We start from the raw sequence: 24,708 nt of genomic DNA, 5'->3' as shown, positions 1-24,708 counted from the left end.
GTTTCCGTGCTGGCGCGCCGGAGGATTCCCGGCCGGCCGCCGAAAGGACTTGCAATCAATCCACAAAAAACAGCATCGTATTCTGCACAGCGAAACATCATTCCGTTAAAACAACGCTAAAACGGAGTTCAGCATGTCAGATGCGGTACTGCTCGAACGCCGGGGCGAGATTGCCCTGGTGACGGTCGACAACCCACCGGTGAACGCCCTCGGACAATCCATCCGCGCAGGCCTGCTCGCCGCCTTCCAGCAGGCCGAGGCCGATCCGCAAGTACGAGCGGTGGTGCTGGTCTGCGCCGGGCGCACCTTCATGGCTGGCGCCGATATCCGCGAATTCGGCAAACCGCCGCAGGCGCCGTCGCTGCCCGAAGTGGTGGAAGTCATCGAAAACGCGACCAAGCCCAGCGTCGCCGTGATCCACGGCACCGCCCTGGGCGGTGGGCTGGAGGTGGCGCTGTCCTGCCATTACCGCATCGCCCGACGCGACGCCCAGGTCGGCCTTCCGGAAGTGAAGCTCGGCCTGCTGCCCGGCGCCGGTGGCACCCAGCGCCTGCCGCGTCTGGCCGGTGTGGAAAAGGCCCTGGACATGATCGTCTCCGGCACGCCGATCCGCGCGCCGGAAGCCCTCGAATTCAATGTCGTCGACGAGTTCATCGACGGCGACCTGGTCGAAGCCGGCCTCGCCTTCGCCCAACGCCTGCTGGCGGACGCCAAGGGTCCGCGCCGCACGGGCGAGCGCAACGAGCGCGTACAGCAAGCCGGCCTCGCCGAGCTGATCGCCCACAAGCGCGGCGAGGTGCAGAAGCGCCTGCCCGGCCAGTTCTCCCCACAACGCTGCATCGACGCCGTGGAAGCCGCCACCCAGCTGCCGCTGCGCGACGGCCTGGTGCGCGAGCGCGAGTTGTTCATGCAGTGCATGGAGTCGCCGCAACGCGCCGCGCAAATCCATGCCTTCTTCGCCGAGCGCGAAGCAGCCAAGGTCGAAGGCCTGGCGGCCGACGTGCAGCCGCGCGAGGTACGTAGCGCCGCGGTGATCGGTGGCGGCACCATGGGTGTCGGCATCGTCCTGTGCTTCGCCAACGCCGGCATTCCGGTCAAGCTGCTGGAGGTGAGCGACGAAGCCCTGCAACGCGGCCTCGACCGCGCCCGCAGCACCTACGCCGCCAGCATGGCGCGCGGCAGCCTGAGCGCCGAGGAGATGGAGCGGCGCATGGGCCTGATCAGCGGCGTGCTCGACTACGCCGCGCTGGGCGATGCCGACGTGGTGGTCGAAGCGGTGTTCGAAAGCCTGGACGTGAAGCGCCAGGTCTTCGAGCGGCTGGACGCCGTGTGCAAACCCGGCGCGATCCTCGCCAGCAATACGTCCTCACTGGACCTCGATGAAATCGCCGCCTTTACCCAACGCCCACAGGACGTGGTCGGCCTGCATTTCTTCAGCCCGGCCAACGTCATGCGCCTGCTCGAAGTGGTGCGCGGCAAGGCCACCTCGGACGCCGTGCTCGCTAGCGCCATGCAGCTGGGCAAGCGCCTGAAGAAGGTCTCGGTGGTGGTCGGCGTGTGCGATGGTTTCGTCGGCAACCGCATGATCTTCCAGTACGGCCGTCAGGCCGAGTTCCTGCTGGAGGAGGGCGCTACACCCGCGCAGGTGGACCGCGCGCTGCGCGCCTTCGGCATGGCCATGGGACCGCTGGCGGTGCGCGATATGTCCGGCCTGGACATCAGCCACGCGATCCGTTCGCGCCAGCGGCCAAACCTGAAACCCGGCCAGACGCTGCCTACCGTGCTCGACCACCTGATCGCCGCCGGCATGCTCGGGCAGAAGAGCGGCACTGGCTTCTACCACTACGGCGAAGGCCGCACCGCACAGGACAACCCGGCGCTGCCGGCCATGCTGGAGCGGGCTGCCGCCGAGCGCGGCATCACCCGCGCGCCGGTAGAGGATGAAGAGATCGTCGAGCGCTGCATCTACGCGCTGATCAACGAGGCCGCCAATATCCTCGACGAAGGCATCGCCCAGCGCGCCAGCGATGTCGACGTGATCTTCCTCAACGGCTATGGCTTCCCCGCCTGGCGTGGTGGCCCGCTGTTCTATGCCGACAGCGTGGGGCTTGCCCGCGTGCTCGAACGCATCCGCGAGTTCCACCAGCGCCTTGGCGCGTGGTGGCAACCCGCACCACTGCTTGAACGCCTGGTGGCCGAAGGCCGCCGCTTCACCGATCTGTAGAGGACCTGCCATGGACATCCATTTCACCCCCGACGAGCTGGCGTTCCGCGACGAAGTCCGCCATTTCCTGGAAACCAGACTGCCCAAGGACATCGCCACCAAGGTGCGCCTGGGCAAACACCTGAACAAGGGCGACCACCAGCGCTGGCAGCGCGTGCTCACCGAACAGGGCTGGTACGCCACGCATTGGCCCGAGGCCTTCGGCGGCACCGGCTGGAACGCCGTGCAGAAGCACATTTTCGAAGAGGAATGCGCCGCTTTCGGCGCGCCGCGCACCGTACCGTTCGGCGTCAACATGGTCGCCCCGGTGATCATCCAGTTCGGCACCCCCGAGCAGCAGGCACACTACCTGCCGCGCATCCTCGACGGCACCGACTGGTGGTGCCAGGGCTATTCCGAGCCGGGCGCCGGTTCCGACCTCGCTTCGCTGAAGACCCGCGCCGTGCGCGATGGCGATCACTACGTGGTGAACGGTCAGAAGACCTGGACCACCCTCGGCCAGCACGCCGACTGGATCTTCTGCCTGGTCCGCACCGACCCCGAGGCGCAGCAGCAGCGCGGCATCAGCTTCCTGCTGATCGATATGCAGACGCCGGGCATCACCGTGCGCCCGATCATCACCCTGGACGGAGAGCACGAAGTCAACGAGGTGTTCTTCGACAACGTCCGCGTACCGGTGGAGAACCTGGTGGGCCGCGAGAACGAAGGTTGGACCTGCGCCAAGTACCTGCTCACTTACGAGCGCACCGGCCTGGCCGGCATCGGCGCGTCCAAGGCGGTGCTCGCGCACCTCAAGCGCGTGGCCAGTCGTGAGCTTTGCGACGGCAAGCCGATGCTCGAAGACCCGCTGTTCCGCGCCCAGGTAGCGGAAGTGGAAATGCAGCTGATGGCCATCGAGATGAGCACCCTGCGCATCCTCGCCGCCGCCCGCGAAGGCGGCGTGCCGGGCGCGGAAAGCTCGATCCTGAAGGTGAAGGGCACGGAAATCCGCCAGGCGATCAGCCACCTGTTGCGCAAGGTCCTCGGCCCCTACGCGCTGCCCTTCATCGAAGACGAATTCGAGCTGGGCACCGAGCCGCTGCACGCGGACTACTCGGCGGCTCCTGCCAGCCAGTACTTCAACCTGCGCAAGCTGTCGATCTTCGGCGGCTCCAACGAAATCCAGAAGAACATCGTCTCCAAGATGATTCTCGAGCTGTGAGGGCCTGACCATGGACTTCAAACTGAGCGAAGAGCAGCAAATGCTGCAGGACACCGCGGCACGCCTGGTGCGCGACGCCTACCCGTTCGACAAGCGCGAAGGCTTCAGCCGCTCCGAACTGGGCTACAGCGCTGACTTCTGGCGCCAGCTCGGCGAACTGGGGCTGACTTCGGTGTCGCTGCCCGAGGCGTACGGCGGCTTCGGCGGCGGTGTCGAGAGTATGCTGGTACTCACCGAACTGGGCCGTGGCCTGTGCCTGGAGCCGTACCTGCAATCGGTGGTGCACGGCGGCGGGCTGATCGCCCAGCTGGGCAGCAATGCACAGAAGGACCACTGGCTGCCACGCATTGCCAGCGGCGAAGCGCAGCTGGCGGTCGCACTGGAAGAACCGCAGAGCCACTACCAGTTGCACGACGTGCAGACCCGCGCGGAACAGGCCGGCGACGGCTGGAAGCTGAGCGGACGCAAGGCGGTGGTGATCGGCGGACAGAGCGCCACAGCGATCCTGGTTTCGGCTCGCGTAAGCGGCAATGCGCGGGACGAGGAGGGCATCGGCCTGTTCCTCATCGATCCGCAGCAAGCGGGCGTCAGCCGCCGCGAGTACCCGACGGTGGACGGCCAGCGCGCCTGCGAGCTGTTCCTCGATGGAGCTCCTGGCGAAGCCCTTGGCGTGCCGGGCGAAGCCCTTCCGGCCCTGCGTTACCAACAAGGCCGCGCCATCGCCGCGCAGTGCGCCGAAGCCCTCGGCAGCCTGCAGGAAGCCTGCGCGCTGACCCTGGACTACCTGAAGACGCGCAAGCAGTTCGGCATCCCGATCGGCAAGTTTCAGGTGCTGCAACACCGCATGGTGGACATGCGCAGCGAGCTGGAACAGGCCACCAGCATGGCGATCCTCGCCGCCTGCGTCGCCGACCAGCCCGACAGCGCCGAGCGCAGCCGAACCCTGGCCGCCGCCAAGTTCATCGTCACCCGCGCCGCGCGCTATGTGGCGGAACAGGCGATCCAGCTGCACGGCGGCATCGGCATGACCTGGGAATACGTGCTGGCACACCACGCCAAGCGCCTGGTGATGCTCAGCCACCAGCTGGGTGACGACGATCATCACCTGAAGGCCTATGCGAGCCTGATGGAGGTCGCATAACACGGAGGCCATCTCTTGTAGGAGCGAGCTTGCTCGCGAAGAGATTTGCCTGCGACTTGGGCGCTGGGCGGTTCGCGAGCAAGCTCGCTCCTACAACATCCCGCCGCGCACTCCGGACGGCCCCTTTCAGGAGGCCTCGTTGAAGCGGAGTTTCAGGGGTTGAGCGACATGGATGTCGCGAGAGCCACGATGGGCCAGGGATGGCCCGTCGTGGCGTGCCCCTGAAACTTCGCTTCAACGAGGGAATTTTTCGCCTAGGCGAAAAACCGGATGGAGGGGCAAGACCTTTTGGTTCTTTTTGTGGCGTTTGACAAAAGGGACTCGCCGAGAGGCGAAACAAGAAGTCTCAGCGCACACAGATGCGGCGCAGAAACAACTAGATAAAAAGCCCAGCCCCTACGAAAGCCCAGAGAAAATCAGGCCCCGAGGCTCTCGATATCCCGCGCCAGAATCTCCAGCTCATGGGCCAGCGACCCACGCAGCGTCTCCTCGCTCAACTGGAACGACGGCGCCCCGCAAGTCAGCGCCATCAGCCCACCGTCGGCCAGGCGCAGCGGCACACCGGCAGCGCGCACGTTGCGGTCCCAGTCGCCCAGCGACAGGCAGAAACCGTGCTCGTAGTACTCCTCGAAGGACGCATCCAGCGAAGCACGCATCACCGCCCAATCACCCTCATGCCGCTCCTGCAGCGCCGACAGCAGGTGCTCGCGCTCCTGCTGCGGGGTCGCGGCGAGGTAGGCACGGCCGGCAGCGGTGGTCGCCAGCGGCAGGCGCACACCGGCGTCCATGCGCAGCGAAGTGGCTTCCGGCGGACGGCAGTTTTCCACGTAGATCATCGACAGCCAGTCACGGCAGGTCAGGCCCACCGTGGTGTTGGTGCGACGGGCAAAGGCATCCATGTACGGCTTGGCCAGCTGGCGGACGCGCAGGTTGGAAACGTAGGCGTAACCCAGCGCCAGCACGCCGGAATCCAGCTGGTACTTCTCATGCTGCTGCGAGTAGCAGAGGTAACCGAGCTGGGTGAGGGTGTAGGTCATGCGCGACACCGTCGCCTTGGGCAGGCCGGTGATCCGCGAGATTTCCTGGTTGCCGAGCACCACCGAGCCGTGGGTGAAGGCGCGCAGCACGTCCAGTCCGCGGGCGAGCGCCTCGACGTACTTGCGGTCCTTGGGGTTGCTGCTGTCTTCGACGTCGTCGCTCATGGGGCCTCGGCGGGGGATTGCTGTTGCGGCGCCACGCGCGGCGCGGGCGAACGATAGCAGATAGCCCAGTCGCCACGCAGCGGTCCGCGTGTGCTCGTTGCGCCAGGCTAGCCTATCGCATACCATCGATTTCGACACGATGTTTCGCTGTGCAGAACAACAATTCGAATCCAGAGCCAAGTCAGGCTCGAAAAAGAAACGGAGAAGTCGATGTCTGCTCAACCCTCCGGTCACGTGGCCCGCGAGATCACCCGTCACGACTACCAGAACCTCCACGACCTGTTGCGCGATGCCTGTCGCGCATTCCCCGAACGCCTCGCGTTCTCCTGTGGCGACAGCCACCTGAGCTTCGCCGAGCTGGAGCGCCAGGCCGACGCCTTCGCCCGTTACCTGCGCCACCACGCCGGCCTGCAACCGGGCGAGCGCCTGGCGCTGATGCTGCCCAATTCCCTGCAGTACCCCATCGCCACCTTCGGCGCGTTGAAGGCCGGCGTGGTGCTGGTGAATACCAACCCGCAGTACACCGCCAGCGAGCTGCGCCACCAACTGGCCGACTCCGGCGCCAGCGCCGTGCTGCTGCTCGACCGCCTGCTGCCATTGCTGCGCGGCGTACAGACGCACAGCGAAGTCCGGCAGGTGCTGCTGACCTCGATCGACGACATCGAGCGTCCGCAGTTCGACAGCGTCGAGGCCGACTGCACGCGCTTCCAGCAGGCCCTGCGCCTGGGCGCCGAAGCACCGCCGGTGGAAGCCGAGCCGGGCCTGGATCGCCTCGCGCTGCTGCAGTACACCGGCGGCACCACGGGGGTGTCCAAGGGCGCGATGCTCAGTCACCGCAGCCTGATCGCCAACGTCGTGCAGACCCTGGAGCTGTTCCTGCGCCCCGGCTTGCTGGAGCCGGCCACCGACGTGCGCATCGCGCCGCTGCCGCTGTACCACATCATGGCGTTCTCGACGAACCTGCTGAGTTCGGTGGGCATGGGCCTGCACACGGTGTTCATCCGCGACGGCCGCAACCTCGACGAGATCCTCGGCGCCATGCGCCGCTATCCCTTCACCCTGATGAGCGGGATCAACACCCTGTTCGTCGGCCTGATGAACCACCCGGACTTCCCCGCCATCGACTTCAGCCACCTGAAGTGGGTGACCTCCGGCGGCGCACCGCTGAACCGCGAAGTGGGCCGCCGCTGGGAAGCACTAACCGGTGCGCCGGTGCGCGAGGGCTTCGGCCTCACCGAGGCATCGCCCGTGGTTTCCACCGGCACGCTGCTGAGCCCGTACCGTGAGGGCTACGTCGGACAGGCGCTGGTGGACACCGAGCTGCGTACGGTGGACGAGGAGGGCAACGACACCGGCCCCGACCAGCCCGGCGAGCTGTGGCTGCGTGGCCCGCAGGTGATGCAGGGGTACTGGCAGCGGCCGGAGGAGAGCGCCCAGGTGCTGACTGCCGACGGCTGGCTGAAGACCGGCGACATCGCCGAGCTGGACGCCGACGGCATGCTGAAGATCGTCGACCGCAAGAAGGACATGATCCTGGTCTCCGGCTTCAACGTGTTCCCCAACGAAGTGGAAGACGCGGTGATGCGCCACCCCGGCGTGCGCGAGTGCGTGGCCATCGGCGTGCCGGACGAGCGCAAGGGCGAGTCGGTGAAGCTGTTCGTCAGCCTCAGGGACGAGACGCTGGCGCCGGCACAGATCATCGCCCACTGCCGCGAGCACCTCACCGGCTACAAGGTGCCGAGCTTCGTCGAGGTGCTCGACGAGCTGCCCAAGACCAGCGTCGGCAAGCTGCTGCGCCGGCAATTGCGCGACCTGGAACTGGCCAAAAGGACCACCGCGTGAGCACAGCGTCTATGGTTGAAGCAGGTGCGCACGACGAGACCCGCAGCATGACCGAGTCCTTCCACCGTATCGGCGTGATCGGCGCCGGGGCCATGGGCCGCGGCATCGCCCAACTGTTCGCCAGTGCCGGGTTGCCGGTGCGGTTGTACGACAGCAACCCGCAGACCGTGGAGCAGACGCTGGCCTTCAACCGCGAGCTGCTGGAGCGCGCGGTGGCCAAGGGCAAGCTCGCCCCGGACGCCCTCGATGCGACGATGCAGCGCCTGCTGCCGAGCCACAACCTGGATGAACTGGCCGACTGCGACCTGCTGATCGAAGCCATCATCGAAGACCTCGGCGCCAAGCAGGCCCTGCTCGCCGAGCTGGAAAAACGCGTGGCGCCGGACGCCGTGCTGGCGAGCAATACCTCGTCGCTCTCGGTGACCCGCATCGCCGCGCGCTGCCTGCACCCGGAGCGGGTCGCCGGCTTCCACTTCTTCAACCCGGTGACGCTGATGCGCATTGTCGAGGTGGTACGCGGGCAGCGCACCAGCGAGTCGGTCGTGCGCCGCCTGAGCCGACTGGCCGAGCAAGCCGGGCATTACCCAGCGGTATCGCCGGACAGCCCCGGCTTCATCGTCAACCACGCTGGCCGTGCCTTCAGCACCGAAGCGCTGCGCATCCTCGGCGAAGGCATCGCCAGCCCGGCACAGATCGACCGCATCCTGCGCGACGGCGTGGGCTTCCGCATGGGGCCGTTCGAACTGCTCGACCTGACGGGTCTGGACGTATCCCACGCGGTGATGGAGTCGCTCTACCAGCAGTTCTACCAGGACCCGCGCTACACCCCGTCGCCGCTGGCCGCGCAACGCGTCGCCGGCGGCCTGCTGGGGCGCAAGAGCGGCGAGGGCTTCTACCGCTATCGCGACGGCCAGCCCATGCGTGAGCCCGAGGAACAGCACGAAACCGTACTGCTCAATCGCCCGTACTGGCTCGACAGCCAGGATCCGGAACTGCGTCACCGTGTGGCGGCGATCCTCACTCTCGGCGGCGTAGTGCTGGAGACCGGCGAAGCGCCCTCGTCCCGCGCCATCTGCCTGGTTACGCCGCTGGGGGTGGACGCCAGCACGCGCATCGACGCCCTCGGTCTGCCGCCGGAGCGCAGCCTGGCGCTGGAGACCTTCACCGAACTGGACCGTCGACGGGTGCTGATGCGCCAGCCGGCGCTCGACCCCAAGCTCGAAGCCCAGGCGCGCCAGGCGCTGGGCAGCGACGGCGTGCCGGTGGAGGTGATCAACGATTCGCCTGGCTTCATCAGCCAGCGAGTGGTCGCGGGCATCGTCAACCTCGGCGGCGAGATCGCCCAGCGTGGCATTGCCAGCCCGGTAACGCTGGACCGCGCGGTGCAACTGGCACTGGGTTATCCCCTGGGCCCGCTGGCCTTCGGCGAGCACTACGGGGCTGCGCGCATCCTCACCATCCTCCAGGGCCTGCAGGTCTGCTACGGCGAGGCGCGCTACCGGCCCAGCCCCTGGCTGCGACGCCGTGTGCAGCTGGATTTGCCACTGCACAGCCCGGACAGGCCGGAGTGAGGCTCAACCTGCAGCGGTGCAGACTTCAGCGGAAGCTGACGAACTCCCCAGCCTTCAGCTTCTCCAGCGCGACCTTGCGCTCAGCAGGCGGCAGTGCTCCAAGCTTTTCCACCCGCGCATAGAACGCCGGCCAGTTGCCGCCGACCTGGGCAAACAGCGCGGCGAACGACGGCACCCACTGGTCATAGAGGCCGAAGGGCAGCAGCTTGGCGTTGTTCAGGGGGCCGTTGACCCAGGCGTCGAAAGGCGCCTTGCCGCCCCAGTCCTGATCACGCATCTGAGCATAGTCATGGCGCAGGCGTTCGAATTCGGCGGCTTTGCCTGCGCGCTTTTCCGTCTCGCTGCGCGGGCTGGCGTAGAGCGCCTGCAGGCGCTCGCGGGTATCGAGTACCAGCTGGGTGAAGCGCTTGCGTTGCTCGGCCAGCAGCGGCGATTCATCCGGCAGATGGCGTGCCTCGCGCCAGCGGCGGCCGCCCTCGGCCTCGACGAAGGAGGCGTAGGATTCATTGAACGCCGTGTCGCCCGGCAGGTAGAACTTCTGGTGCGCCAGCTCATGGAAGATCGTCTCGGCCAGGCGCTGGTCGCCCCAGCGCAGCATGCTGCTGAGGATCGGGTCGTCGAACCAGCCGAGGGTCGAATAGGCCTCCACGCCGCCGACATAGACATCCAGACCCTGCTCCTTCAAACGCCTCGCCTCGGCCTGCGCACCCTTGTCGCCGTAATAGCCGCGGTAGGCCACGCAGCCGGCAATGGGGAAGCAATGGGTCAGCGGCTGCAGCGACAGCTCGGGCGTGGCGAAGACGTTCCACACCACGTTGGGCCGATGGATGTCGGCGTAGAGACGGTAGCTCTGGTTGTCCGGCAGGCCCAGCTCGGCGCTGGCGAAGGCGCGCGCCTCCTGGGACAGCTCCAGGCGCTGGCGCAACGCGGGGTCGCGGGTCGGGTCGGCGACCACTTCGGCCACCGGTTCGCGGGCGGCGAGCAGGCGCAACTGGCCGTCCGCCAACTGGCTGTAGTAGCTCACTGTGGAACAACCGCTCAGCGCCCAGATGGCCAGGCAGGGAACCCAGCGGCACAGGCGGCGGTCGAGTGTCGGGATAAGAAGGCGGAAGGGCATGCGCGGAACATAGCACAGCGCCTGTTCCGCCCGCTGCCGACCCTTTCGACCAGGAGCCCCACCCGATGCGCGCCCTTCTCATACCTGCCGGCCTGCTCGCCCTGAGCGGCTGTTCGATGCTGATGCCCCAGCCGGACCCGAACCGCGCCTGGGTCGACCTGGACACCAACAGCCAGAGCGATCTGGCGGCCATGGAAGTGGACAACAAGGAGTGGTCCAGCACCCGCTACTTCGAGGTCGACCCGGGCTCCCACGAATTGCGTGTGCGCTTCCAGTTCCAGGTCGAGCCGGTGGACATCGGCCCGGTGGACGAGGCGCTGTGGCGCGACTGCGAAATGACCGTGCAATACAAGGAGTTCAGCGCCGGTCAGCGCTACCGCCTGGAAACTGGCAGCATCGGCTTCCGCCCCTGGGCCAAGCTCTACGATGCCCAGGGTGGCGAAATCGCCCGCGGCCGCGAACGGGGCTGCGCCAAGGCCTGAGCGGGGTATGCTGTGGGATAAGCCCATTCCACGGTGAACTTCCATGCGCCCGCGTCATCTCCCCGGCCTCCTTTCCCTGGGCTTCGCCCTGCTCGCCGGCTGCGCCAGCCCGCTGCCGGCCCACGATCCGCAGATGGCCTGGATCGACCTCTACACCACGCCGGGCAAGACCCTGATGGCCGAGCGCCTGGATGGCCAATCGGTGAACGACGGCCGCTTCTACCAGGTGACGCCGGGGCGCCACGAGCTGGTGGTGCGCTTCCAGTACGAAGTCTCCAGCGGCGGCGGCATGGGCCAGATGACCGATCCCTCGGAGCTGACCTGCCGGGTCAAGGTGACCTACGACGACTTCGCCGCCGGTGAACGCTACCGCCTGGAGCTGCGCCCGCAATTGCGCAGCGCGCTGGCACTGCTGACGGACGCCAACGGCAAGCTGGTGGCGAAGACGGACTTCCAGGGTGCGGTGCGCTGCGGGCCGTTCTGAGCCGCAACCTGCAGGAGCGGTGGAACGCCTGGCCGACGCTCGCGATGGTGCGCTCCTGTAGTCGATGAGTTCCTCCCGCGCAGCGTCCTGTCGTACAGTCGCGCTCCCAGTGAGCGGAGCCTCGCGAACACATGCATACGCTGCTCGATTTCAAGGAAGAAGCGCTGGCCGAATACCTGAATTCGGCCCTGCGCCGGCACGGGCTGGACTCTTACGTCTTCAATGTCGGCGTTGCCCCTGACGGCAGTCCGCTGTTCTCCATCGCATGCCCCAATGTGAGTGAGATGAATCAGGCGCGCTACCTGATCTACTCCAGCACGTACTTCATCCGCGACATCCACCCCGAGGCTGCCGATGAACTACGCAAGATCCGTTGGGAGGCTCGTCGCAAGGGCCGCCAGATGTTGCTCGGGCTGCTGACATCCAAACCGGCGCTGGTGTTCTCAGCGCTAGCCCTGAGTGCAGCCGCGGTGGGTTACCTGCTGGATCTTTAGTCGCGCGCAAGGCGTGCTGGCCCGATCGAACGCCGCGCTCAGCCGTCGTTCTTCTGGTAGATGATCCGCCGCTGCCCGTTGTCGCAGGTGCCGACCACCATGTTCGGATCCTTCACCTCGGACTTGTCCACGATCTCCAGGGTGTAGGAGGTCACCCCGGCGGCCTGGATCTTGGTCTCGATTTCGGCCTTGAGCTCCTCGCAGGGCTTCACCGCCGCCCAGCTCACGCCGCTCGCCAGCAGCATCGCCACGCCTGTCGCCACAGCCCACTTAATCGTCGTCATCACAGTCCCTCGTCAGAACCCCTCGGTGGGGCACCCTATCCTAACGGTGGACCTCCGCCGCGCAACAGAGTGCCCCGCTGGCTCATTCGAGGCTGGCGTCGAGGGTGATGCGCGCGTTGAGCACCCGCGAGACCGGGCAGCCGGCCTTGGCCTTGTCGGCGATGGCCTGGAAGGTCTGCGCATCGGTGCCCGGCACCTTCGCCTTCAACGTCAGGTGCACGGCGGTGATGGTGAAACCATCAGTGAGCTTTTCCAGGCTGACCTCGGCTTGGGTGTCGATACTTTCGGCCGTCAGGCCGGCCTCGCCGAGCATCATCGACAGCGCCATGGAGAAGCAACCAGCGTGAGCCGCGCCGATCAGTTCTTCCGGATTGGTGCCCGGTGCGCCCTCGAAGCGGGTGTTGAAGCCGTAGGGCTGCTCCTTGAGCGCGCCGCTTTCGGTGGAGATCGTGCCCTTGCCGTCCTTCAGGCCACCCTGCCAGTGGGCCGATGCCGATTTCTTCATGTCGCGTCCTCCGCGTGGGTTGCAGTCAGGACTTTCGAGGCCGGGAAGGTTTGCGGGGTTCAGCTTTTCGTAGGAGCGAGCTTGCTCGCGAACCCGCCCAGCCGAGTAGCTGCCGGCGAGCACCGTTCGCGAGCAAGCTCGCTCCTACAGGCAGCAGGTGCGATGAAAAAGGCCGGGCCCCTCGCGGAGCCCGGCCTCGATTCACGTCCAGGCGTTTACTTGGAGTAAACGATTTCCTTGGTGCCGCCTTCGCAGGTGCCGACGACTTGCTTGCCGCCCGCGCTGCCCTTGTCGACGACCTCCAGGTTGAAAGAGGCGACGCCCTTGGCCTTGATCTTCGCCTCGATTTCCGACTTCAGCTCTTCGCACGGCTTGCCGGCGGCAAAGACGTTGCCAGCCAGGGCGAAGACCCCCACAGCGATCAGGAACTTCTTCATCGGTAGCGCTCCCTCGTCGTTCACAGAAAAGGCCCGAACGGGCCGGAAAACCGGGCTACCCCGGTACGCACGACCACGCGCCTCGCCAACATGGCAGCAGCGCGTGACAAAAGAGCCACGTGCAAAGGCCCTCGACAAACAGGATCGAGCCGCAGGCGATCTAGCTGTTGGCGATGCGGAAGCCAACCTTGATGGTCACCTGGTAGTGCCCTACCGCACCGTTCTCGATATGCCCGCGGGTGTCCACCACCTCGAACCATTCCAGGAAGTCGATGCTCTTGGCCGCCTCGGCCAGGGCGTTGTTGATCGCATCCTCGATGCTGGTGCGCGAGGAGCCGACCAGCTCGATCTTCTTGTAGGTGTGGTGATTCGACATCGCGTGCTCCCAGGCGCGCTCAAGGGCGTGCGGTGAGTGAGTGTCCCAGTTGGACCCTAGTCGATGGGCACAAGTGCAGCAAATTGCCGGTAGCGGCGAATTGCCGTCTCTCCCGGGAAATGTATAATGCGAAGCATTCTTATTTAATAGTCCAGGGATGGTCCGCGTGGCCGGCTCACTCTCCAGCAAGCTGGGGTTCTTCTTCAGCGACCACCACCGCTGGCTGCTGCAGCACGTGCAGCGCTACCTGGATAACCGCGCCGACGGCGAAGACACGGCGGCCGAGACGTTCTGCCAGATTCTCGCCGCCCAGGTCGATCCACAGACCATCGAGCAGCCACGCGCCTATCTCTCCACCATTGCCCGCCGGCTCATCTACGACCGTCACCGCCGCCGCCGGCTGGAACGCGCCTACCTGGACTACCTCAGCCTCCAGCCCGAAGCCCTGGAGCCTTCGCCGGAAGACCGTGCGCTGCTGCTCGAAGCACTGCTGCTGGTCGACCGCACCCTGGATGGCCTGCCGCAGGTGGTGCGCCGTGCTTTCCTGCTCAGCCAGCTCGACGGCCTGGGCTACGCCGAGATCGGCCGGCACCTGGCTGTCAGCGAACGCACCGTGGGGCGCTACATGAAGCAGGCGCTGCGGCAGATCTACCTCAATGAGCTGGTGCCATGAGCGAAGTACAGCTGGACGCGGCCGCAGAGCAGGCCATCGACTGGATGGTGCGGCTGCGTTCGGGGCACGCCGATGTTCGACTGCAACGCCAGCTGCAAGCCTGGCTGAGCAGCGACCCAGCCCACGCCGACGCCTGGGCTCGCTTGCAACGCGGCCTCGGGGCGCCCTACGACAACCTGCGGCGCATGCCCGGCGCCGCCGATCTGCTGCTGCACCAGCAGGGCTCGCGGCGCCAACTGCTACGCGGGCTGGCCGGCCTCGGCGTGCTCGGTGGCGGGCTCTGGCTGACCGCCAGCAGCACGCCGGTACGCGACCTGTTGGCCGACCTGCGCACCGGTACCGGTGAGCGCCGACACTTCACCCTCGAAGACGGCAGCCGCCTGAGCCTGAATGCCGGAAGCTCGGTTGACCTGGCCTTCGACTCGCGCCAGCGTCTGATCCTGCTGCGCCACGGCGAACTGGTAATCCAGGTGGCACCTGACCCACAGCGTCCGCTGATCGTCCGGAGCGCCCAGGGCGAAGTTCGCGCCCTGGGCACACGCTTCCTGGTCAGCCAGGAGGACCACGCCACCCGCGTGGTGGTGCTGGAACATCGCGTCCGCGCCAGCCTCGTCGGGCAAGCCGAGTGGCGCGAGCTGGGCGAAGGGGAGGCGGCATTGCTGGCCGCGGACGGCATCCATCCGCTGCGCGAGCAGGCCGCCCGTGCGGACTGGCTGAATGGCCGGCTGAGCGTCACCGATGAGCCGCTGGAAGCGGTGATCGATTCGCTGCGTCCTTACCTGCCGGGCTACGTCCGCGTCGAGCCGCGTGCACGCAACCTGCGGGTGCAGGGCGTCTTCCCGCTAGACGAGCCTCATCGCACGCTGGCCGCGCTGGGCGAAACGTTGCCGCTGGAAGTACGCCGCTTCGGCCCCTGGCTGACCCTGATCAGCCTGCGGGAGCCTTGATGTCCCGGCGCAGGAAAAATTTTTCGGCCGTGCCTGTCCGGATTTTTCACTTCATCGCACCTAGCTCCTGAATACGAATAATTCTCAGGAGATTGCTGTGTCCTCACCCTGGCCCCGCGCCCTTGCCACCGCCTTCGTGCTGGTGGCCAACGCTCCCCACCTGTTCGCCGCCGAACCCGCGCTGCTGCACTTCGAACTGCCCGCCGCGAGCCTGGCCACCACGCTGAACGCCATCGCCCGGCAGAGCGGCGAGGTGATCTCGCTGGACCCGGCACTGGTGCGCGACCAGCGCGCCCCGGCGATCCAGGGTGAACTGAGCATCGAGCAGGCGCTGGAGAAAGCCCTGTCCGGCAGCAACCTGCGCCTGAAAGTCACCGCCAGCGGTGCCTACAGCGTGGAGGCCGCGCCGCGCGACGGCGCCCTGGAACTGGACAGCACCACGGTGACCGGCCAGGGGCTGGATGCCACCACCGAAGGCAGCGGCTCCTACGCCGCCCGCGCCACCACCATTGGCAAGGGTGAGCACAAGCTCAAGGACATTCCCCAGTCGGTCAGCGTCATCACCCGCAAGCAGCTCGACGATCAGGACATCACCGACCTGCGTGACGCGGTCAACCACACCACCGGCCTGGTAGGCGCCACCGGTATCGGCCCGGGCATGGTGATTTCCTCGCGCGGCTTCCAGATCGACGACTGGCAGTACGACGGCGTGCCGATCCCGCGCAACACCTACGTGCTGGGCAACTGGGCGAACCAGGACCTGGTGTTCTTCGACCGCGTGGAAATCCTCCGCGGCGCCTCCGGCCTGCTGCAAGGCGCCGGTAGCCCCGGTGGCGCCATCAACCTGGTGCGCAAGCGCGGGCAGAGCACGCCCACCGCCACCTTCACCGGCAAGGCCGGCTCGTGGGACCACTATGGCCTGCAGGCTGACGTCGGCGGCCCGTTGAACGAGGCCGGCACGATCCGCGGGCGCATGGTGGCCGATCAGGACGACACGCACTCCTTCACCGACTACGTCTGGAGCAAGACCACCTCGCTGTATGGCGCGCTGGACTTCGACCTGAGCCCGGACACCACGGTCGGCATCGGCTTCAGCGATTCCGACCTCGACTCGCGCCCGATGATGCGCGGTCTGCCGCGCTATCCCGACGGCAGCGACATCGGCTTTTCGCGCTCCACCTACAGCGGCGCGACCTGGAACAGCAACGACATCGAACAGACCACGGTCTACGCCGACCTGACGCACCGCTTCGATGACAACTGGAGCTTGAAGGCTGCCGCCGTGCGCATGCGCGAGCACAACGATTCGATCCACCAGCGCATGCACGGGGATGTGCAGCCCGATGGCAGCGGCCTGGATTTCGCCGACTGGATCACCAACTTCGAGTCCACCAAGATCGGCCTGGACCTGTACCTCGACGGGAAATTCGAGGCGTTCTCGCTGGAGCAGGAACTGATCCTCGGCGGCAACTATTCCAAGTACACCACGGATGACTTCTACGCGCGGCGCTTCGTCTCCGGCGGCAACATCTTCGATATCGACCACCACCGCCCCAAACCGAGTCTGGACGACATCCTCTCCTCACCGGGCGGCCGCTCCACCAACGCCGACTACGACATCCGCCAGAAGGGCCTGTACAGCAGCTGGCGGGTGAAGCTGGCCGAGCCACTGACCGCCGTGCTCGGTGGCCGGGTGAGCTGGTACGACTATGCCTACAACCTGCCGGACGACGACTACACCGACAGCATGACCGAGACCGGCGAGGTCACCCCGTACTTCGGCCTGGTCTACGCGCTGACGCCGGAGTGGTCGGCCTACGCCAGCTACACCGACGTGTTCGAACCGCAGAGCGCACGCGATGCGCAGCAGAAGATGCTCGAGCCGGTGATCGGCAGCAACTACGAGGTGGGCCTCAAGGGCGAGCTGCTCGATGGCCGGGTGAATACCTCGCTGGCCGTGTTCCGCTATGACCAGAAGAACCGCTCGGTACTCGATGAATCCGCCGGCTACGCCTGCGACGGCTGGTACTGCTCCACCGCCTCCGGCAAGGTGCGCAGCCAGGGCATCGAGGCCGAGGTCAGCGGCGAGGTCGTGCGCGACCTGCAACTTTTCGCCGGCTACACCTACAACACCACCAAGTTCCTCGACGACCCGGAGAACAAGGGCCGCGTGTTCAGCCAATGGACACCCAAGCACATGCTGCGGATGTGGGCCGACTACCAGCTGCCGGGCGACTGGAATCGCGTCAGCACCGGCCTGGGCTTCGTGACCCAGAGCCACACCGTGAGCTTCGATCGCGAGTTCGACGTCCCCGGCTTCACCGTCTGGAGCGCGCGCCTGGGCTACCGCCTGAGCCGCGAGATCGACCTGGCGGTGAACGCCAACAACCTGTTCGACAAGCGCTACTACCTGCCCGGTTACGCAGCGGCCGACGGTGCCAACAACTTCGGCGACCCGCGCAACCTGATGTTCAGCGTGAAGTACACGCCGGAGTTCTGAGTCTCGCTTAAGCGAGTTCCTGGCGCAGCCACTGCGCCAGACGCTCGGCGCGAGGATCGGCGCGGCGCTCGGGCACCCACAGCGCCAGCCGCGCGGTGGTCTCGACAAAGCCCCAGGGCGCAGCGAGGCGACCGGCAGCGAGGTCGTCGGCCACCAGCTGCTGCGGCGCGATGGCGACGCCCAGGCCGGCCACGGCGGCCTCCAGCAGATAGTAGAGATGCTCGAAGCCCTGCCCGAGCTTCAGCCTCGTCGGGTCCAGGCCATGGCGCGCGGCCCATTCGGGCCAGGCCTGCGGGCGCGAGACGGTGTGCAGCAGGGATTCGCCCAGCAGCGCTTCGGCTGGCGCCGCACGCAACTGATCGAAGCGCGGAGAGCGTGGGCTGAGGACCGGGCCGATGCTCTCCACCGCCAGCTCCAGCACGCGCATGTCTGCCGGCCAGGGCGGCGCGGCAAAGCACAGGGTGGCGTCGAGGCCACCACGACGCGGGTCGAGGTCGCCATCACTGGCAGAGAGCTGCAGGCGCAGGTCGGGGAGGTCTCGATTCAGGCGGTCCAGACGCGGGATGAACCAGCGCGCCAGCAGGCTGCCGGGACAGCCGAGCACGAAAGGCGCATCGCCGCCGGCCTGGCGGCGCAATTCAGCACAGACGCTGCGCAGGCGCTCGAAGGAATCGCTGGCCACCTCGCTCAGACGCATGCCGGCATCGGTGAGTTTTACGCCGCGCCCTTCCTTGACGAACAGGGTCACGCCCAGCTCCTCTTCGAGCAGACGAACCTGTCGGCTGATCGCTCCGTGGGTGACGCTCAGCTCATCTGCCGCTGCGCTCACACCGCGCAGGCGGGCAGCAGCTTCGAAGGCGCGCAGGGCATTGAGCGGTGGAAGGTCTCGGCTCATGGCAGTCTATCCGTGAGTTTTTCTGACGTATCCTGGCGATCTTATCGCTTTTCCCCGGCCTCACACAGCCGTATCCTGAGCCCCATTCGTAGGTGCCCCGCCCCTACAAGATCAGAGCCCCTCTCCCTGACCCTCTCCCGCAAGCGGGAGAGGGGACCGTTCGGTGCAGGTTGAAACCTTGGTATCAGCCGGCACATTCGGCTCCCTCTCCCTTCAGGGAGAGGGCTGGGGAGAGGGTAAGCCCAGGCCCAATGTCTCGGAGAGAGACAGGTTCCAACCAGGAGTGATCCCATGTCCACACTGCGCACCGGTCCAGACGCCAAGGGCCTGTTCGGCAGCTTCGGCGGCCAGTACGTCGCCGAGACCCTGATGCCGCTGATCCACGACCTGGCCCGCGAGTACGAGAAGGCCAAGGACGATCCGGAGTTCCAGAAGGAACTCGCCTACTTCCAGCGCGACTACGTCGGTCGCCCGAGCCCGCTGTACTTCGCCGAGCGCCTGACCGAGCATTGCGGCGGCGCGAAGATCTACTTGAAGCGCGAAGAGCTGAACCACACCGGCGCACACAAGATCAACAACTGCATCGGCCAGATCCTGCTGGCCCGGCGCATGGGCAAGAAACGCATCATCGCCGAGACCGGCGCCGGTATGCACGGCGTGGCCACCGCCACCGTGGCCGCACGCTTCGGCCTGCAATGCGTGATCTACATGGGCACCACCGACATCGATCGCCAGCAGGCCAACGTGTTCCGCATGAAGCTGCTGGGCGCCGAGGTGATCCCGGTCACCGCCGGCACCGGCACCCTGAAGGATGCGATGAACGAAGCCCTGCGCGACTGGGTGACCAACGTCGACAGCACCTTCTACCTGATCGGCACCGTGGCCGGCCCGCACCCGTACCCGGCGATGGTCCGCGACTTCCAGGCGGTGATCGGCAAGGAGACCCGCGAGCAGCTGGCCGAGAAGGAAGGGCGCCTGCCCGATTCGCTGGTCGCCTGCATCGGCGGCGGCTCCAACGCCATGGGCCTGTTCCACCCGTTCCTCGATGACGCCAGCGTCAAGATCATCGGCGTCGAAGCCGCCGGTCACGGCATCGAGACCGGCAAGCACGCGGCCAGCCTGAACGGTGGCGTGCCGGGCGTGCTGCACGGCAACCGCACCTTCCTGCTGCAGGACGAAGACGGCCAGATAATCGACGCGCACTCCATCTCCGCCGGCCTGGACTACCCCGGCATCGGTCCGGAACACGCGTGGCTGCATGACATCGGTCGCGTCGAGTACACCTCGATCACCGATCACGAAGCCCTCGACGCGTTCCACCAGTGCTGCCGCCTGGAAGGCATCATCCCCGCGCTGGAGTCCTCCCACGCGCTGGCCGAAGTCTTCAAGCGCGCGCCGAACTTGCCCAAGGACCACATCATGGTGGTGAACCTGTCCGGTCGTGGCGACAAGGACATGCAGACCGTCATGCACCACATGCAACAGGAGCCGCAAGCATGAGCCGCCTGCAGACCCGCTTCGCCGAACTCAAAGAGCAGAACCGCGCCGCCCTGGTGACCTTCATCACCGCTGGCGATCCGGGCTACTCGACCTCGCTGGACATCCTCAAGGGCCTGCCCGAAGCCGGCGCCGACGTGATCGAGCTGGGCATGCCCTTCACCGACCCGATGGCCGACGGCCCGGCGATCCAGCTGGCCAACATCCGCGCCCTGGGCAACGGCCAGAACCTGGCCAAGACGCTGAAGATGGTCCGCGAATTCCGCGCCGGCAACACCACCACGCCGCTGGTACTGATGGGCTACTTCAACCCGATCCACTACTACGGTGTGGACAAGTTCATCGCCGATGCGAAAGAGGCCGGCGTCGACGGCCTGATCGTGGTGGACCTGCCGCCCGAGCACAACGAAGACCTCTGCCACCCGGCCCAGGCCGCGGGCATCGACTTCATCCGCCTGACCACTCCGACCACCGACGACAAACGCCTGCCCACCGTGCTCGAGGGCAGCTCCGGCTTCGTCTACTACGTCTCGGTAGCCGGCGTGACCGGCGCGGGTGCCGCTACCCTGGACCACGTCGAGGAAGCCGTGGCGCGCCTGCGTCGCCACACCGACCTGCCGGTATCCATCGGCTTCGGCATCCGCACCCCGGAACACGCGGCGAGCATCGCCCGCCTGGCCGATGGCGTGGTGGTGGGCTCGGCGCTGATCGACAAGATCGCCGAAGCCACCAGCTCCGCCGACGCAGTGCAGAGCGTGCTCGGCCTGTGCCGTCAGCTGGCCGAGGGCGTGCGCACCGCCCGCTGATGGCCGCGACTCGCTCTGCGTAGGATGGCGTGGAGCGAAGCGATACCCATCGATTCCGTGCACCGACAGCATGGGTATCGCTCCGCTCCACCCATCCTACGTATGCCTCTGTAGGAGCGAGCTGGCTCGCGAACAGTTCTTGCCGGCAGCTCTGATGCCGGACGGGTTCGCGAGCAAGCTCGCTCCCACGAAAAGCAAAAAAGCCCGGCGAATGCCGGGCTTTTTCGTTTCAGGCGAAACTTACTGCACGCTTTCTTCCTGCGGCTCTTCTTCGGCGCCAGCCGCCGGACCACCCAGGCCCTGGCCTTGCGCGGAGCCCATGGCGAAGGCCATGAATTCGGGCACGCTCATGTCCTTGCCGTTGAACTTCACCTGGTCGTTGGCGTAGGCCAGCGAGCTGGACAGCGCATTGCCGTCCAGAACGGCCCACTGCGAGTTCAGCGCCATGCCGCTGAACAGGTCAGTCATGGCATCGGACTGCTGCTTGAGCGCTACCGGGTCGACGCTGCCGGCAGCCTCGCCACCCAGCGAACCCTGCAGGGCGACGATGTCGCCGATCACGGCCTTGTCCACCTTCAGGTCGGCCTTGAGCGCAGCCAGGATGCTGCGGGCCATCTCGTCAGGAGTCGCAGCGGCAGCGTTGGGCTTGCGCAGGTCGACCGACAGGGAAGCCTTGGCCACACCATGGCTGGTCTGCAGGGACAGTTCGTCCAGCGACAGCACCGGCGAGCCTTCCAGCAGGGCCAGGCCCAGGCGTTTGAGCTCTTCTTCCTGCGCCGGAGTCAGCTCGGTGCTTTCCAGGCTGTCCAGCGCCATCTTGTTGTAGGACTCCTTGAAGGTCTTGAGCACGCCTTCGTCGAGGTTGCGCAGGCTCAGGTCCAGCTTCATGCCGCCGATTTCCTGGCCCTGCACCACGACCTTGCCGATACGGTAGGAAACGCTCTGGTCCAGGCCCTTGCCGCCCTGCTTGAGGGTTTCCTCGACCACGGCTTCGCGCAGCTCGACTTCCGGCGCGCCCGGCGACTTGATGTTCAGGCTCTTGATCGTGGCGGAGCTGGGGCCCAGGGCGAAGCCATTGGCGTTTTCCTTCTTGTCGCCCTGCATGCCCAGATCACGCAGCTGCACGCGAGCCGGCTGGCCGGTGTTCTCGTCGGTGAAGTCCAGGTCAACCTCGGCGAGGTTGCCCACAGCGCTCACGTCCTTCTTGTCGGCGGAAACGCTGAAAGTCACCTTGGCCGGAGACAGGCGCAGCTTGTCGCTGTCCTTGGCGAACTCCAGGGCGGCGGTTTCGACGCGGCCTTCCTGCTTCTGGTCGTAGTGGATGGTCAGCTCGCCGGACAGCGGGGCCTTGCCACCGGAGGCGGTGAACAGCGGGGCAGTGAGTTCGTTCTGCTCGAGGGCAAAATGGCTCTGCGCCATGACCGGCGCCAGCTTGCCGGCTGCCAGGCGTGAGGCCGGGAAGGGACCATGTTCCAGGCGGTCGGTGAAGACCAGGACCTGCGGCTCTTCGCCTTCCTTGCCGGTGAAGGACAGGTTGTAGCGCGCGGTGCTGGAGAGCACGCCACGCTGGATGTCCACCAGCGTCAGGTGAGCGCCCAGGCCGGGGGCTTCCTGCTCGAACAGTTGGTTGGCTTCGGTGATGCCACGGTTCACTTCCTGCTCGACACGGCTGCCGGTGTACCAGGCGCCGGCAACGGCGGCGCCAACGATGGCAACGGGAATGGCGATGGCCAGGGCGGTCTTCTTCATGCTGAGTCCTTTCAATGAGGCCGTACGGGGGACATCCTGTCGACCGTTTATGGGAGTGGGCGGCGGGATGCTAGCAGGCGCACTGCCATCACTCCAGCGCCGTTGGCGACAGACTTCACAGCGCCAGCATTGACCGTCGGGGCACGGCTGTCAGGATAGAGCGCTCCGACCCACCGGGAAGAACCGCCCATGGCCCTGCTGCACAGCCTCCATCATGTTGCCCTGATCTGTTCGGACTACCCGCGCTCCAAGCACTTCTACACCCAGGTGCTGGGCCTGAAGGTCGTCGCCGAGACCTACCGCACCGCCCGCGACTCCTGGAAGCTCGACCTGGAACTGGGCGATGCGCGGCTGGAGCTGTTCTCGTTCCCCGGTGCGCCGGCGCGGCCGTCCTATCCCGAGGCGCAGGGGCTGCGCCACCTGGCGTTCGCCGTGGATGAACTGGAGAGTGCCGTGGCCCATCTGCAGAGCCACGGTGTGGCCTGCGAACCGATCCGCGAGGACGAACTGACCGGCAAGCGCTTCACCTTCTTCGCCGATCCGGACGACCTCCCGCTGGAGCTTTACGAGCGCTAAGTCCCCTCGGCCAACGCCTTAGTAGGATGGCGTGGAGCGCAGCGATACCCATCAATCCGGTGCGCCGACAGCATGGGTATCGCTGCGCTCCACCCATCCTACGAAAGTGCTCCTGAATCCGCTCAGGCCGGCACGGCCTCGCTGTCCAACGCCCCACGCAGGCTCGCCAGATCGCGTAGCGGCGGCGCACCGAACAGGCGGCTGTATTCGCGGCTGAACTGCGACGGGCTCTCATAACCAACGCGATGCCCGGCCACCGCCACCTCCAGTCCTTCCGAGAGCATCAATCGCCGGGCTTCCTGCAGGCGCAACTGCTTCTGGTATTGCAGCGGGCTCAACGCAGTCACTTCCTTGAAGCGGTGGTGCAGGGTGGACACGCTGAGGTTCACCTCGCGGGCCAGGTCCTCGATGCGCAGGGATTTGTCGTAATTGCGGTTGAGCCACTCGATGGCACGGGTGACGCGATGGGTCTGGCTGTCGGTCATCGCCAGGTCGTGCAGCAGATGCCCCTGCGGGCCGCGCAACAGGCGGTAGAGGATTTCGCGGACGAACAGCGGCGCGAGCATCTCGATGTCCCGCGGCGTATCCAGCAGGCGCATCAGCCGCAGCAAGGCGTCGAGCACGGTGCAGTCCAGGCGCTGCAGGTAGATGCCACGGCTGGCCGGGCGCGGCGCGCTGCCGGCCAGGCCCGCTTCGGCGATCAGCCGGGTCAGTTCGCCCGGGTCGATGTCCAGGCGGATGGACAGGTAGGGCTTCTCCGGCGAGGCCTCGATCACCTGGCCGGACACCGGCAGCGTCACCGACACCACCAGCAGGTTGAGTTCGTCGTAGCGATACACCTCGCTGCCCAGGCGCACCTCCTTGCAGCCCTGGGCAATCACGCACAGGGCGGGGCGGTAGAGGGTCGGCATGCGGCCTTCGTGGGGGCAATCGCTGCGGCCGACCAGCAGGGAGTCGATAGCGGTTTCGAAGACACCTTCACCCTGGCAGTGGCGTTGGATGATGTCGGCCAGCTCCTGGCGGCCGGCGGCAATGGGATCGTAGGCGGGAACGGACTGGGACATGCGGGACCTCCAGTGGCGGCGCACGCAGCTTACGCCCGCGACGCGTGCGCGAGTGTGACAGTAAGGCAGCCGCTGGAGGATCAGGCAAGCAATCGGCAGGAATGGACAAGCCAGCGTGGTATTCCAGCGCGCACCGTTGCAGTGCAGGGCCTGGAAACGGTCTGTTACAAGGGTGGGCGAGCGCAACGCAGGATCAGGCAAGAAGCCGACAGCATCCGGATAACGCCCGGCGCTGGCCGCGCCGTAATCTTCCTGTCAGTCGTCCGAGGAGCCACTTCGGACTTCTTCCTGTAATGCGGAGGACAGGACATGCACTGGCAAACACCCATCGAACATGAATTGCAGATCCATCCCCGGCTGGGGCACGAGGCAGAACTGGGCGCATTGATCGACAACCTCGTCGACGGCGCACGCCGCGCGCCAGGGTGCCTGCGCTGCCAGTTGGTCGCCCGCGAGAACGGCGAGCCGTGGCTGCTGCAGGGGAGCTGGAAGGACGAGGAAGCGCTGCTGGACTACTTCGCCACGCCCTCGTTGCAGCTGCTCGGCGAAGTACTTTTATGCCACTGCCGAAGCCTCAGCGGCGGCATCGTCGAAACGCCCAATCAGGCCACCGGAAAGGTGGCCTGAGTTTTTAGGAAGAG

24 protein-coding genes are annotated in these 24,708 nt (G+C 66.4%); 15 read left to right on the top strand and 9 right to left on the bottom strand.

Features of this window, described 5'->3' with window-relative positions; genetic code table 11:
- The first annotated feature begins 133 nt into the window (after positions 1-133).
- From ACKI1H_RS05225 to ACKI1H_RS05215, 3 genes are read left to right on the top strand one after another with little or no spacing between them, the layout of a single operon-like run.
- Complete coding sequence (locus tag ACKI1H_RS05225) at positions 134-2,224, top strand: 3-hydroxyacyl-CoA dehydrogenase NAD-binding domain-containing protein (protein WP_440467828.1); 2,091 nt, start codon at positions 134-136, stop codon at positions 2,222-2,224.
- Between the two features lie 10 nt (positions 2,225-2,234).
- Entirely contained in the window at positions 2,235-3,425 is a 1,191-nt protein-coding gene (locus tag ACKI1H_RS05220; RefSeq protein WP_440467827.1) for an acyl-CoA dehydrogenase family protein, read from the top strand.
- Positions 3,426-3,435: 10 nt separating this feature from the next.
- Positions 3,436-4,566: an acyl-CoA dehydrogenase family protein gene (locus tag ACKI1H_RS05215; RefSeq protein ID WP_440467826.1), complete on the top strand. Its 1,131-nt coding sequence runs from the start codon at positions 3,436-3,438 to the stop codon at positions 4,564-4,566.
- A 416-nt stretch (positions 4,567-4,982) separates the two neighbouring features.
- Here ACKI1H_RS05215 and ACKI1H_RS05210 read toward each other — a convergent pair whose 3' ends face one another.
- Positions 4,983-5,768 (bottom strand): IclR family transcriptional regulator, encoded by a 786-nt coding sequence (locus ACKI1H_RS05210; RefSeq protein ID WP_088420576.1) that lies wholly within the window; start codon positions 5,766-5,768, stop codon positions 4,983-4,985.
- A gap of 210 nt (positions 5,769-5,978) precedes the next feature.
- Between ACKI1H_RS05210 and ACKI1H_RS05205 the strand changes: the two genes are divergently transcribed.
- Both ACKI1H_RS05205 and ACKI1H_RS05200 read left to right on the top strand, forming a co-directional pair.
- The gene (locus ACKI1H_RS05205) at positions 5,979-7,610 is read left to right on the top strand and encodes an AMP-binding protein (protein WP_440467825.1); all 1,632 of its coding nucleotides are present in this window, start codon (positions 5,979-5,981) and stop codon (positions 7,608-7,610) included.
- 47 nt (positions 7,611-7,657) lie between these two features.
- Positions 7,658-9,181, top strand: a complete 1,524-nt coding sequence (locus tag ACKI1H_RS05200; protein ID WP_440468824.1) for a 3-hydroxyacyl-CoA dehydrogenase — start codon at positions 7,658-7,660, stop codon at positions 9,179-9,181.
- A 25-nt stretch (positions 9,182-9,206) separates the two neighbouring features.
- Here ACKI1H_RS05200 and ACKI1H_RS05195 read toward each other — a convergent pair whose 3' ends face one another.
- The gene (locus ACKI1H_RS05195) at positions 9,207-10,298 is read right to left on the bottom strand and encodes an aminopeptidase (protein WP_440467824.1); all 1,092 of its coding nucleotides are present in this window, start codon (positions 10,296-10,298) and stop codon (positions 9,207-9,209) included.
- A 65-nt stretch (positions 10,299-10,363) separates the two neighbouring features.
- On the opposite strand from ACKI1H_RS05195, the gene ACKI1H_RS05190 reads away from it, so the two are divergent.
- The 3 genes from ACKI1H_RS05190 to ACKI1H_RS05180 all read left to right on the top strand — a co-directional run bounded on the left by ACKI1H_RS05190 (position 10,364) and on the right by ACKI1H_RS05180 (position 11,758).
- Entirely contained in the window at positions 10,364-10,780 is a 417-nt protein-coding gene (locus tag ACKI1H_RS05190) for a PA0061/PA0062 family lipoprotein (RefSeq protein ID WP_017517676.1), read from the top strand.
- Positions 10,781-10,823: 43 nt separating this feature from the next.
- On the top strand, positions 10,824-11,264 hold the full coding sequence (locus ACKI1H_RS05185) for a PA0061/PA0062 family lipoprotein (protein WP_440467823.1): 441 nt from the start codon (positions 10,824-10,826) through the stop codon (positions 11,262-11,264).
- 131 nt (positions 11,265-11,395) lie between these two features.
- Entirely contained in the window at positions 11,396-11,758 is a 363-nt protein-coding gene (locus ACKI1H_RS05180; protein WP_138519980.1) for a hypothetical protein, read from the top strand.
- A gap of 38 nt (positions 11,759-11,796) precedes the next feature.
- Here the strand turns inward: ACKI1H_RS05180 and ACKI1H_RS05175 are convergent, their stop codons facing one another.
- From ACKI1H_RS05175 to ACKI1H_RS05160, 4 genes are all read right to left on the bottom strand, one after another.
- Positions 11,797-12,003: a DUF1161 domain-containing protein gene (locus ACKI1H_RS05175; protein WP_440468823.1), complete on the bottom strand. Its 207-nt coding sequence runs from the start codon at positions 12,001-12,003 to the stop codon at positions 11,797-11,799.
- Between the two features lie 121 nt (positions 12,004-12,124).
- Positions 12,125-12,547: an OsmC family protein gene (locus ACKI1H_RS05170; protein WP_138519981.1), complete on the bottom strand. Its 423-nt coding sequence runs from the start codon at positions 12,545-12,547 to the stop codon at positions 12,125-12,127.
- 215 nt (positions 12,548-12,762) lie between these two features.
- A complete protein-coding gene (locus ACKI1H_RS05165; protein WP_138519982.1) occupies positions 12,763-12,984 on the bottom strand; it encodes a DUF1161 domain-containing protein in 222 nt (73 codons plus the stop codon).
- Between the two features lie 160 nt (positions 12,985-13,144).
- The gene (locus tag ACKI1H_RS05160) at positions 13,145-13,360 is read right to left on the bottom strand and encodes a dodecin (protein WP_017518905.1); all 216 of its coding nucleotides are present in this window, start codon (positions 13,358-13,360) and stop codon (positions 13,145-13,147) included.
- A gap of 166 nt (positions 13,361-13,526) precedes the next feature.
- Here ACKI1H_RS05160 and ACKI1H_RS05155 point away from each other — a divergent pair, with 166 nt between their 5' ends.
- From ACKI1H_RS05155 to ACKI1H_RS05145, 3 genes are all read left to right on the top strand, one after another.
- Positions 13,527-14,033: a sigma-70 family RNA polymerase sigma factor gene (locus ACKI1H_RS05155; protein ID WP_440467822.1), complete on the top strand. Its 507-nt coding sequence runs from the start codon at positions 13,527-13,529 to the stop codon at positions 14,031-14,033.
- Positions 14,030-14,980: a FecR family protein gene (locus tag ACKI1H_RS05150; protein ID WP_440467821.1), complete on the top strand. Its 951-nt coding sequence runs from the start codon at positions 14,030-14,032 to the stop codon at positions 14,978-14,980. Before ACKI1H_RS05155 ends, ACKI1H_RS05150 begins: the two co-directional genes overlap by 4 nt.
- 97 nt (positions 14,981-15,077) lie before the next feature.
- Positions 15,078-17,480 carry a TonB-dependent siderophore receptor gene (locus ACKI1H_RS05145; protein WP_440467820.1) on the top strand — a complete coding sequence of 801 codons (2,403 nt, stop codon included), beginning with the start codon at positions 15,078-15,080 and terminating at the stop codon, positions 17,478-17,480.
- Positions 17,481-17,487: 7 nt separating this feature from the next.
- On the opposite strand, the gene ACKI1H_RS05140 is transcribed toward ACKI1H_RS05145, so the two are convergent.
- Positions 17,488-18,375: a LysR family transcriptional regulator gene (locus ACKI1H_RS05140; protein ID WP_440467819.1), complete on the bottom strand. Its 888-nt coding sequence runs from the start codon at positions 18,373-18,375 to the stop codon at positions 17,488-17,490.
- Positions 18,376-18,666: 291 nt separating this feature from the next.
- Between ACKI1H_RS05140 and trpB the strand changes: the two genes are divergently transcribed.
- Both trpB and trpA read left to right on the top strand, forming a co-directional pair.
- Entirely contained in the window at positions 18,667-19,875 is a 1,209-nt protein-coding gene (trpB, locus tag ACKI1H_RS05135; RefSeq protein WP_138519986.1) for a tryptophan synthase subunit beta, read from the top strand.
- Positions 19,872-20,678, top strand: a complete 807-nt coding sequence (gene trpA / locus ACKI1H_RS05130; protein ID WP_138519987.1) for a tryptophan synthase subunit alpha — start codon at positions 19,872-19,874, stop codon at positions 20,676-20,678. Before trpB ends, trpA begins: the two co-directional genes overlap by 4 nt.
- 240 nt (positions 20,679-20,918) lie before the next feature.
- On the opposite strand, the gene ACKI1H_RS05125 is transcribed toward trpA, so the two are convergent.
- Positions 20,919-22,427, bottom strand: a complete 1,509-nt coding sequence (locus tag ACKI1H_RS05125; RefSeq protein ID WP_440467818.1) for a YdgA family protein — start codon at positions 22,425-22,427, stop codon at positions 20,919-20,921.
- 189 nt (positions 22,428-22,616) lie between these two features.
- Here ACKI1H_RS05125 and gloA2 point away from each other — a divergent pair, with 189 nt between their 5' ends.
- On the top strand, positions 22,617-23,003 hold the full coding sequence (gene gloA2, locus ACKI1H_RS05120) for an SMU1112c/YaeR family gloxylase I-like metalloprotein (protein ID WP_138519989.1): 387 nt from the start codon (positions 22,617-22,619) through the stop codon (positions 23,001-23,003).
- Between the two features lie 122 nt (positions 23,004-23,125).
- On the opposite strand, the gene ACKI1H_RS05115 is transcribed toward gloA2, so the two are convergent.
- Positions 23,126-24,067, bottom strand: coding sequence for an AraC family transcriptional regulator (locus ACKI1H_RS05115; protein WP_138519990.1), 942 nt, complete (start codon positions 24,065-24,067; stop codon positions 23,126-23,128).
- Between the two features lie 309 nt (positions 24,068-24,376).
- On the opposite strand from ACKI1H_RS05115, the gene ACKI1H_RS05110 reads away from it, so the two are divergent.
- The gene (locus ACKI1H_RS05110) at positions 24,377-24,694 is read left to right on the top strand and encodes an antibiotic biosynthesis monooxygenase family protein (RefSeq protein WP_440467817.1); all 318 of its coding nucleotides are present in this window, start codon (positions 24,377-24,379) and stop codon (positions 24,692-24,694) included.
- Positions 24,695-24,708 lie beyond the last annotated feature (14 nt).

It is taken from the genome of Pseudomonas sp. YH-1 (assembly GCF_051990045.1).
GTDB classification, from domain to species: domain Bacteria; phylum Pseudomonadota; class Gammaproteobacteria; order Pseudomonadales; family Pseudomonadaceae; genus Pseudomonas; species Pseudomonas nicosulfuronedens.
The sequence above is the reverse complement of the archived record's forward strand: the minus strand, read 5'-3'. Positions and strand labels throughout refer to the sequence as shown.

Excerpts from the sequence above, each read along its gene's own strand:
- ACKI1H_RS05225 (WP_440467828.1), top strand. The coding sequence starts at position 134 with ATGTCAGATGCGGTACTGCTCGAACGCCGGGGCGAGATTGCCCTGGTG.
- ACKI1H_RS05220 (WP_440467827.1), top strand. The coding sequence starts at position 2,235 with ATGGACATCCATTTCACCCCCGACGAGCTGGCGTTCCGCGACGAAGTC.
- ACKI1H_RS05215 (WP_440467826.1), top strand. The coding sequence starts at position 3,436 with ATGGACTTCAAACTGAGCGAAGAGCAGCAAATGCTGCAGGACACCGCG.
- ACKI1H_RS05210 (WP_088420576.1), bottom strand. The coding sequence starts at position 5,768 with ATGAGCGACGACGTCGAAGACAGCAGCAACCCCAAGGACCGCAAGTAC.
- ACKI1H_RS05205 (WP_440467825.1), top strand. The coding sequence starts at position 5,979 with ATGTCTGCTCAACCCTCCGGTCACGTGGCCCGCGAGATCACCCGTCAC.
- ACKI1H_RS05200 (WP_440468824.1), top strand. The coding sequence starts at position 7,658 with ATGACCGAGTCCTTCCACCGTATCGGCGTGATCGGCGCCGGGGCCATG.
- ACKI1H_RS05195 (WP_440467824.1), bottom strand. The coding sequence starts at position 10,298 with ATGCCCTTCCGCCTTCTTATCCCGACACTCGACCGCCGCCTGTGCCGC.
- ACKI1H_RS05190 (WP_017517676.1), top strand. The coding sequence starts at position 10,364 with ATGCGCGCCCTTCTCATACCTGCCGGCCTGCTCGCCCTGAGCGGCTGT.
- ACKI1H_RS05185 (WP_440467823.1), top strand. The coding sequence starts at position 10,824 with ATGCGCCCGCGTCATCTCCCCGGCCTCCTTTCCCTGGGCTTCGCCCTG.
- ACKI1H_RS05180 (WP_138519980.1), top strand. The coding sequence starts at position 11,396 with ATGCATACGCTGCTCGATTTCAAGGAAGAAGCGCTGGCCGAATACCTG.
- ACKI1H_RS05175 (WP_440468823.1), bottom strand. The coding sequence starts at position 12,003 with ATGCTGCTGGCGAGCGGCGTGAGCTGGGCGGCGGTGAAGCCCTGCGAG.
- ACKI1H_RS05170 (WP_138519981.1), bottom strand. The coding sequence starts at position 12,547 with ATGAAGAAATCGGCATCGGCCCACTGGCAGGGTGGCCTGAAGGACGGC.
- ACKI1H_RS05165 (WP_138519982.1), bottom strand. The coding sequence starts at position 12,984 with ATGAAGAAGTTCCTGATCGCTGTGGGGGTCTTCGCCCTGGCTGGCAAC.
- ACKI1H_RS05160 (WP_017518905.1), bottom strand. The coding sequence starts at position 13,360 with ATGTCGAATCACCACACCTACAAGAAGATCGAGCTGGTCGGCTCCTCG.
- ACKI1H_RS05150 (WP_440467821.1), top strand. The coding sequence starts at position 14,030 with ATGAGCGAAGTACAGCTGGACGCGGCCGCAGAGCAGGCCATCGACTGG.
- ACKI1H_RS05140 (WP_440467819.1), bottom strand. The coding sequence starts at position 18,375 with ATGAGCCGAGACCTTCCACCGCTCAATGCCCTGCGCGCCTTCGAAGCT.
- trpB (WP_138519986.1), top strand. The coding sequence starts at position 18,667 with ATGTCCACACTGCGCACCGGTCCAGACGCCAAGGGCCTGTTCGGCAGC.
- trpA (WP_138519987.1), top strand. The coding sequence starts at position 19,872 with ATGAGCCGCCTGCAGACCCGCTTCGCCGAACTCAAAGAGCAGAACCGC.
- ACKI1H_RS05125 (WP_440467818.1), bottom strand. The coding sequence starts at position 22,427 with ATGAAGAAGACCGCCCTGGCCATCGCCATTCCCGTTGCCATCGTTGGC.
- gloA2 (WP_138519989.1), top strand. The coding sequence starts at position 22,617 with ATGGCCCTGCTGCACAGCCTCCATCATGTTGCCCTGATCTGTTCGGAC.
- ACKI1H_RS05115 (WP_138519990.1), bottom strand. The coding sequence starts at position 24,067 with ATGTCCCAGTCCGTTCCCGCCTACGATCCCATTGCCGCCGGCCGCCAG.
- ACKI1H_RS05110 (WP_440467817.1), top strand. The coding sequence starts at position 24,377 with ATGCACTGGCAAACACCCATCGAACATGAATTGCAGATCCATCCCCGG.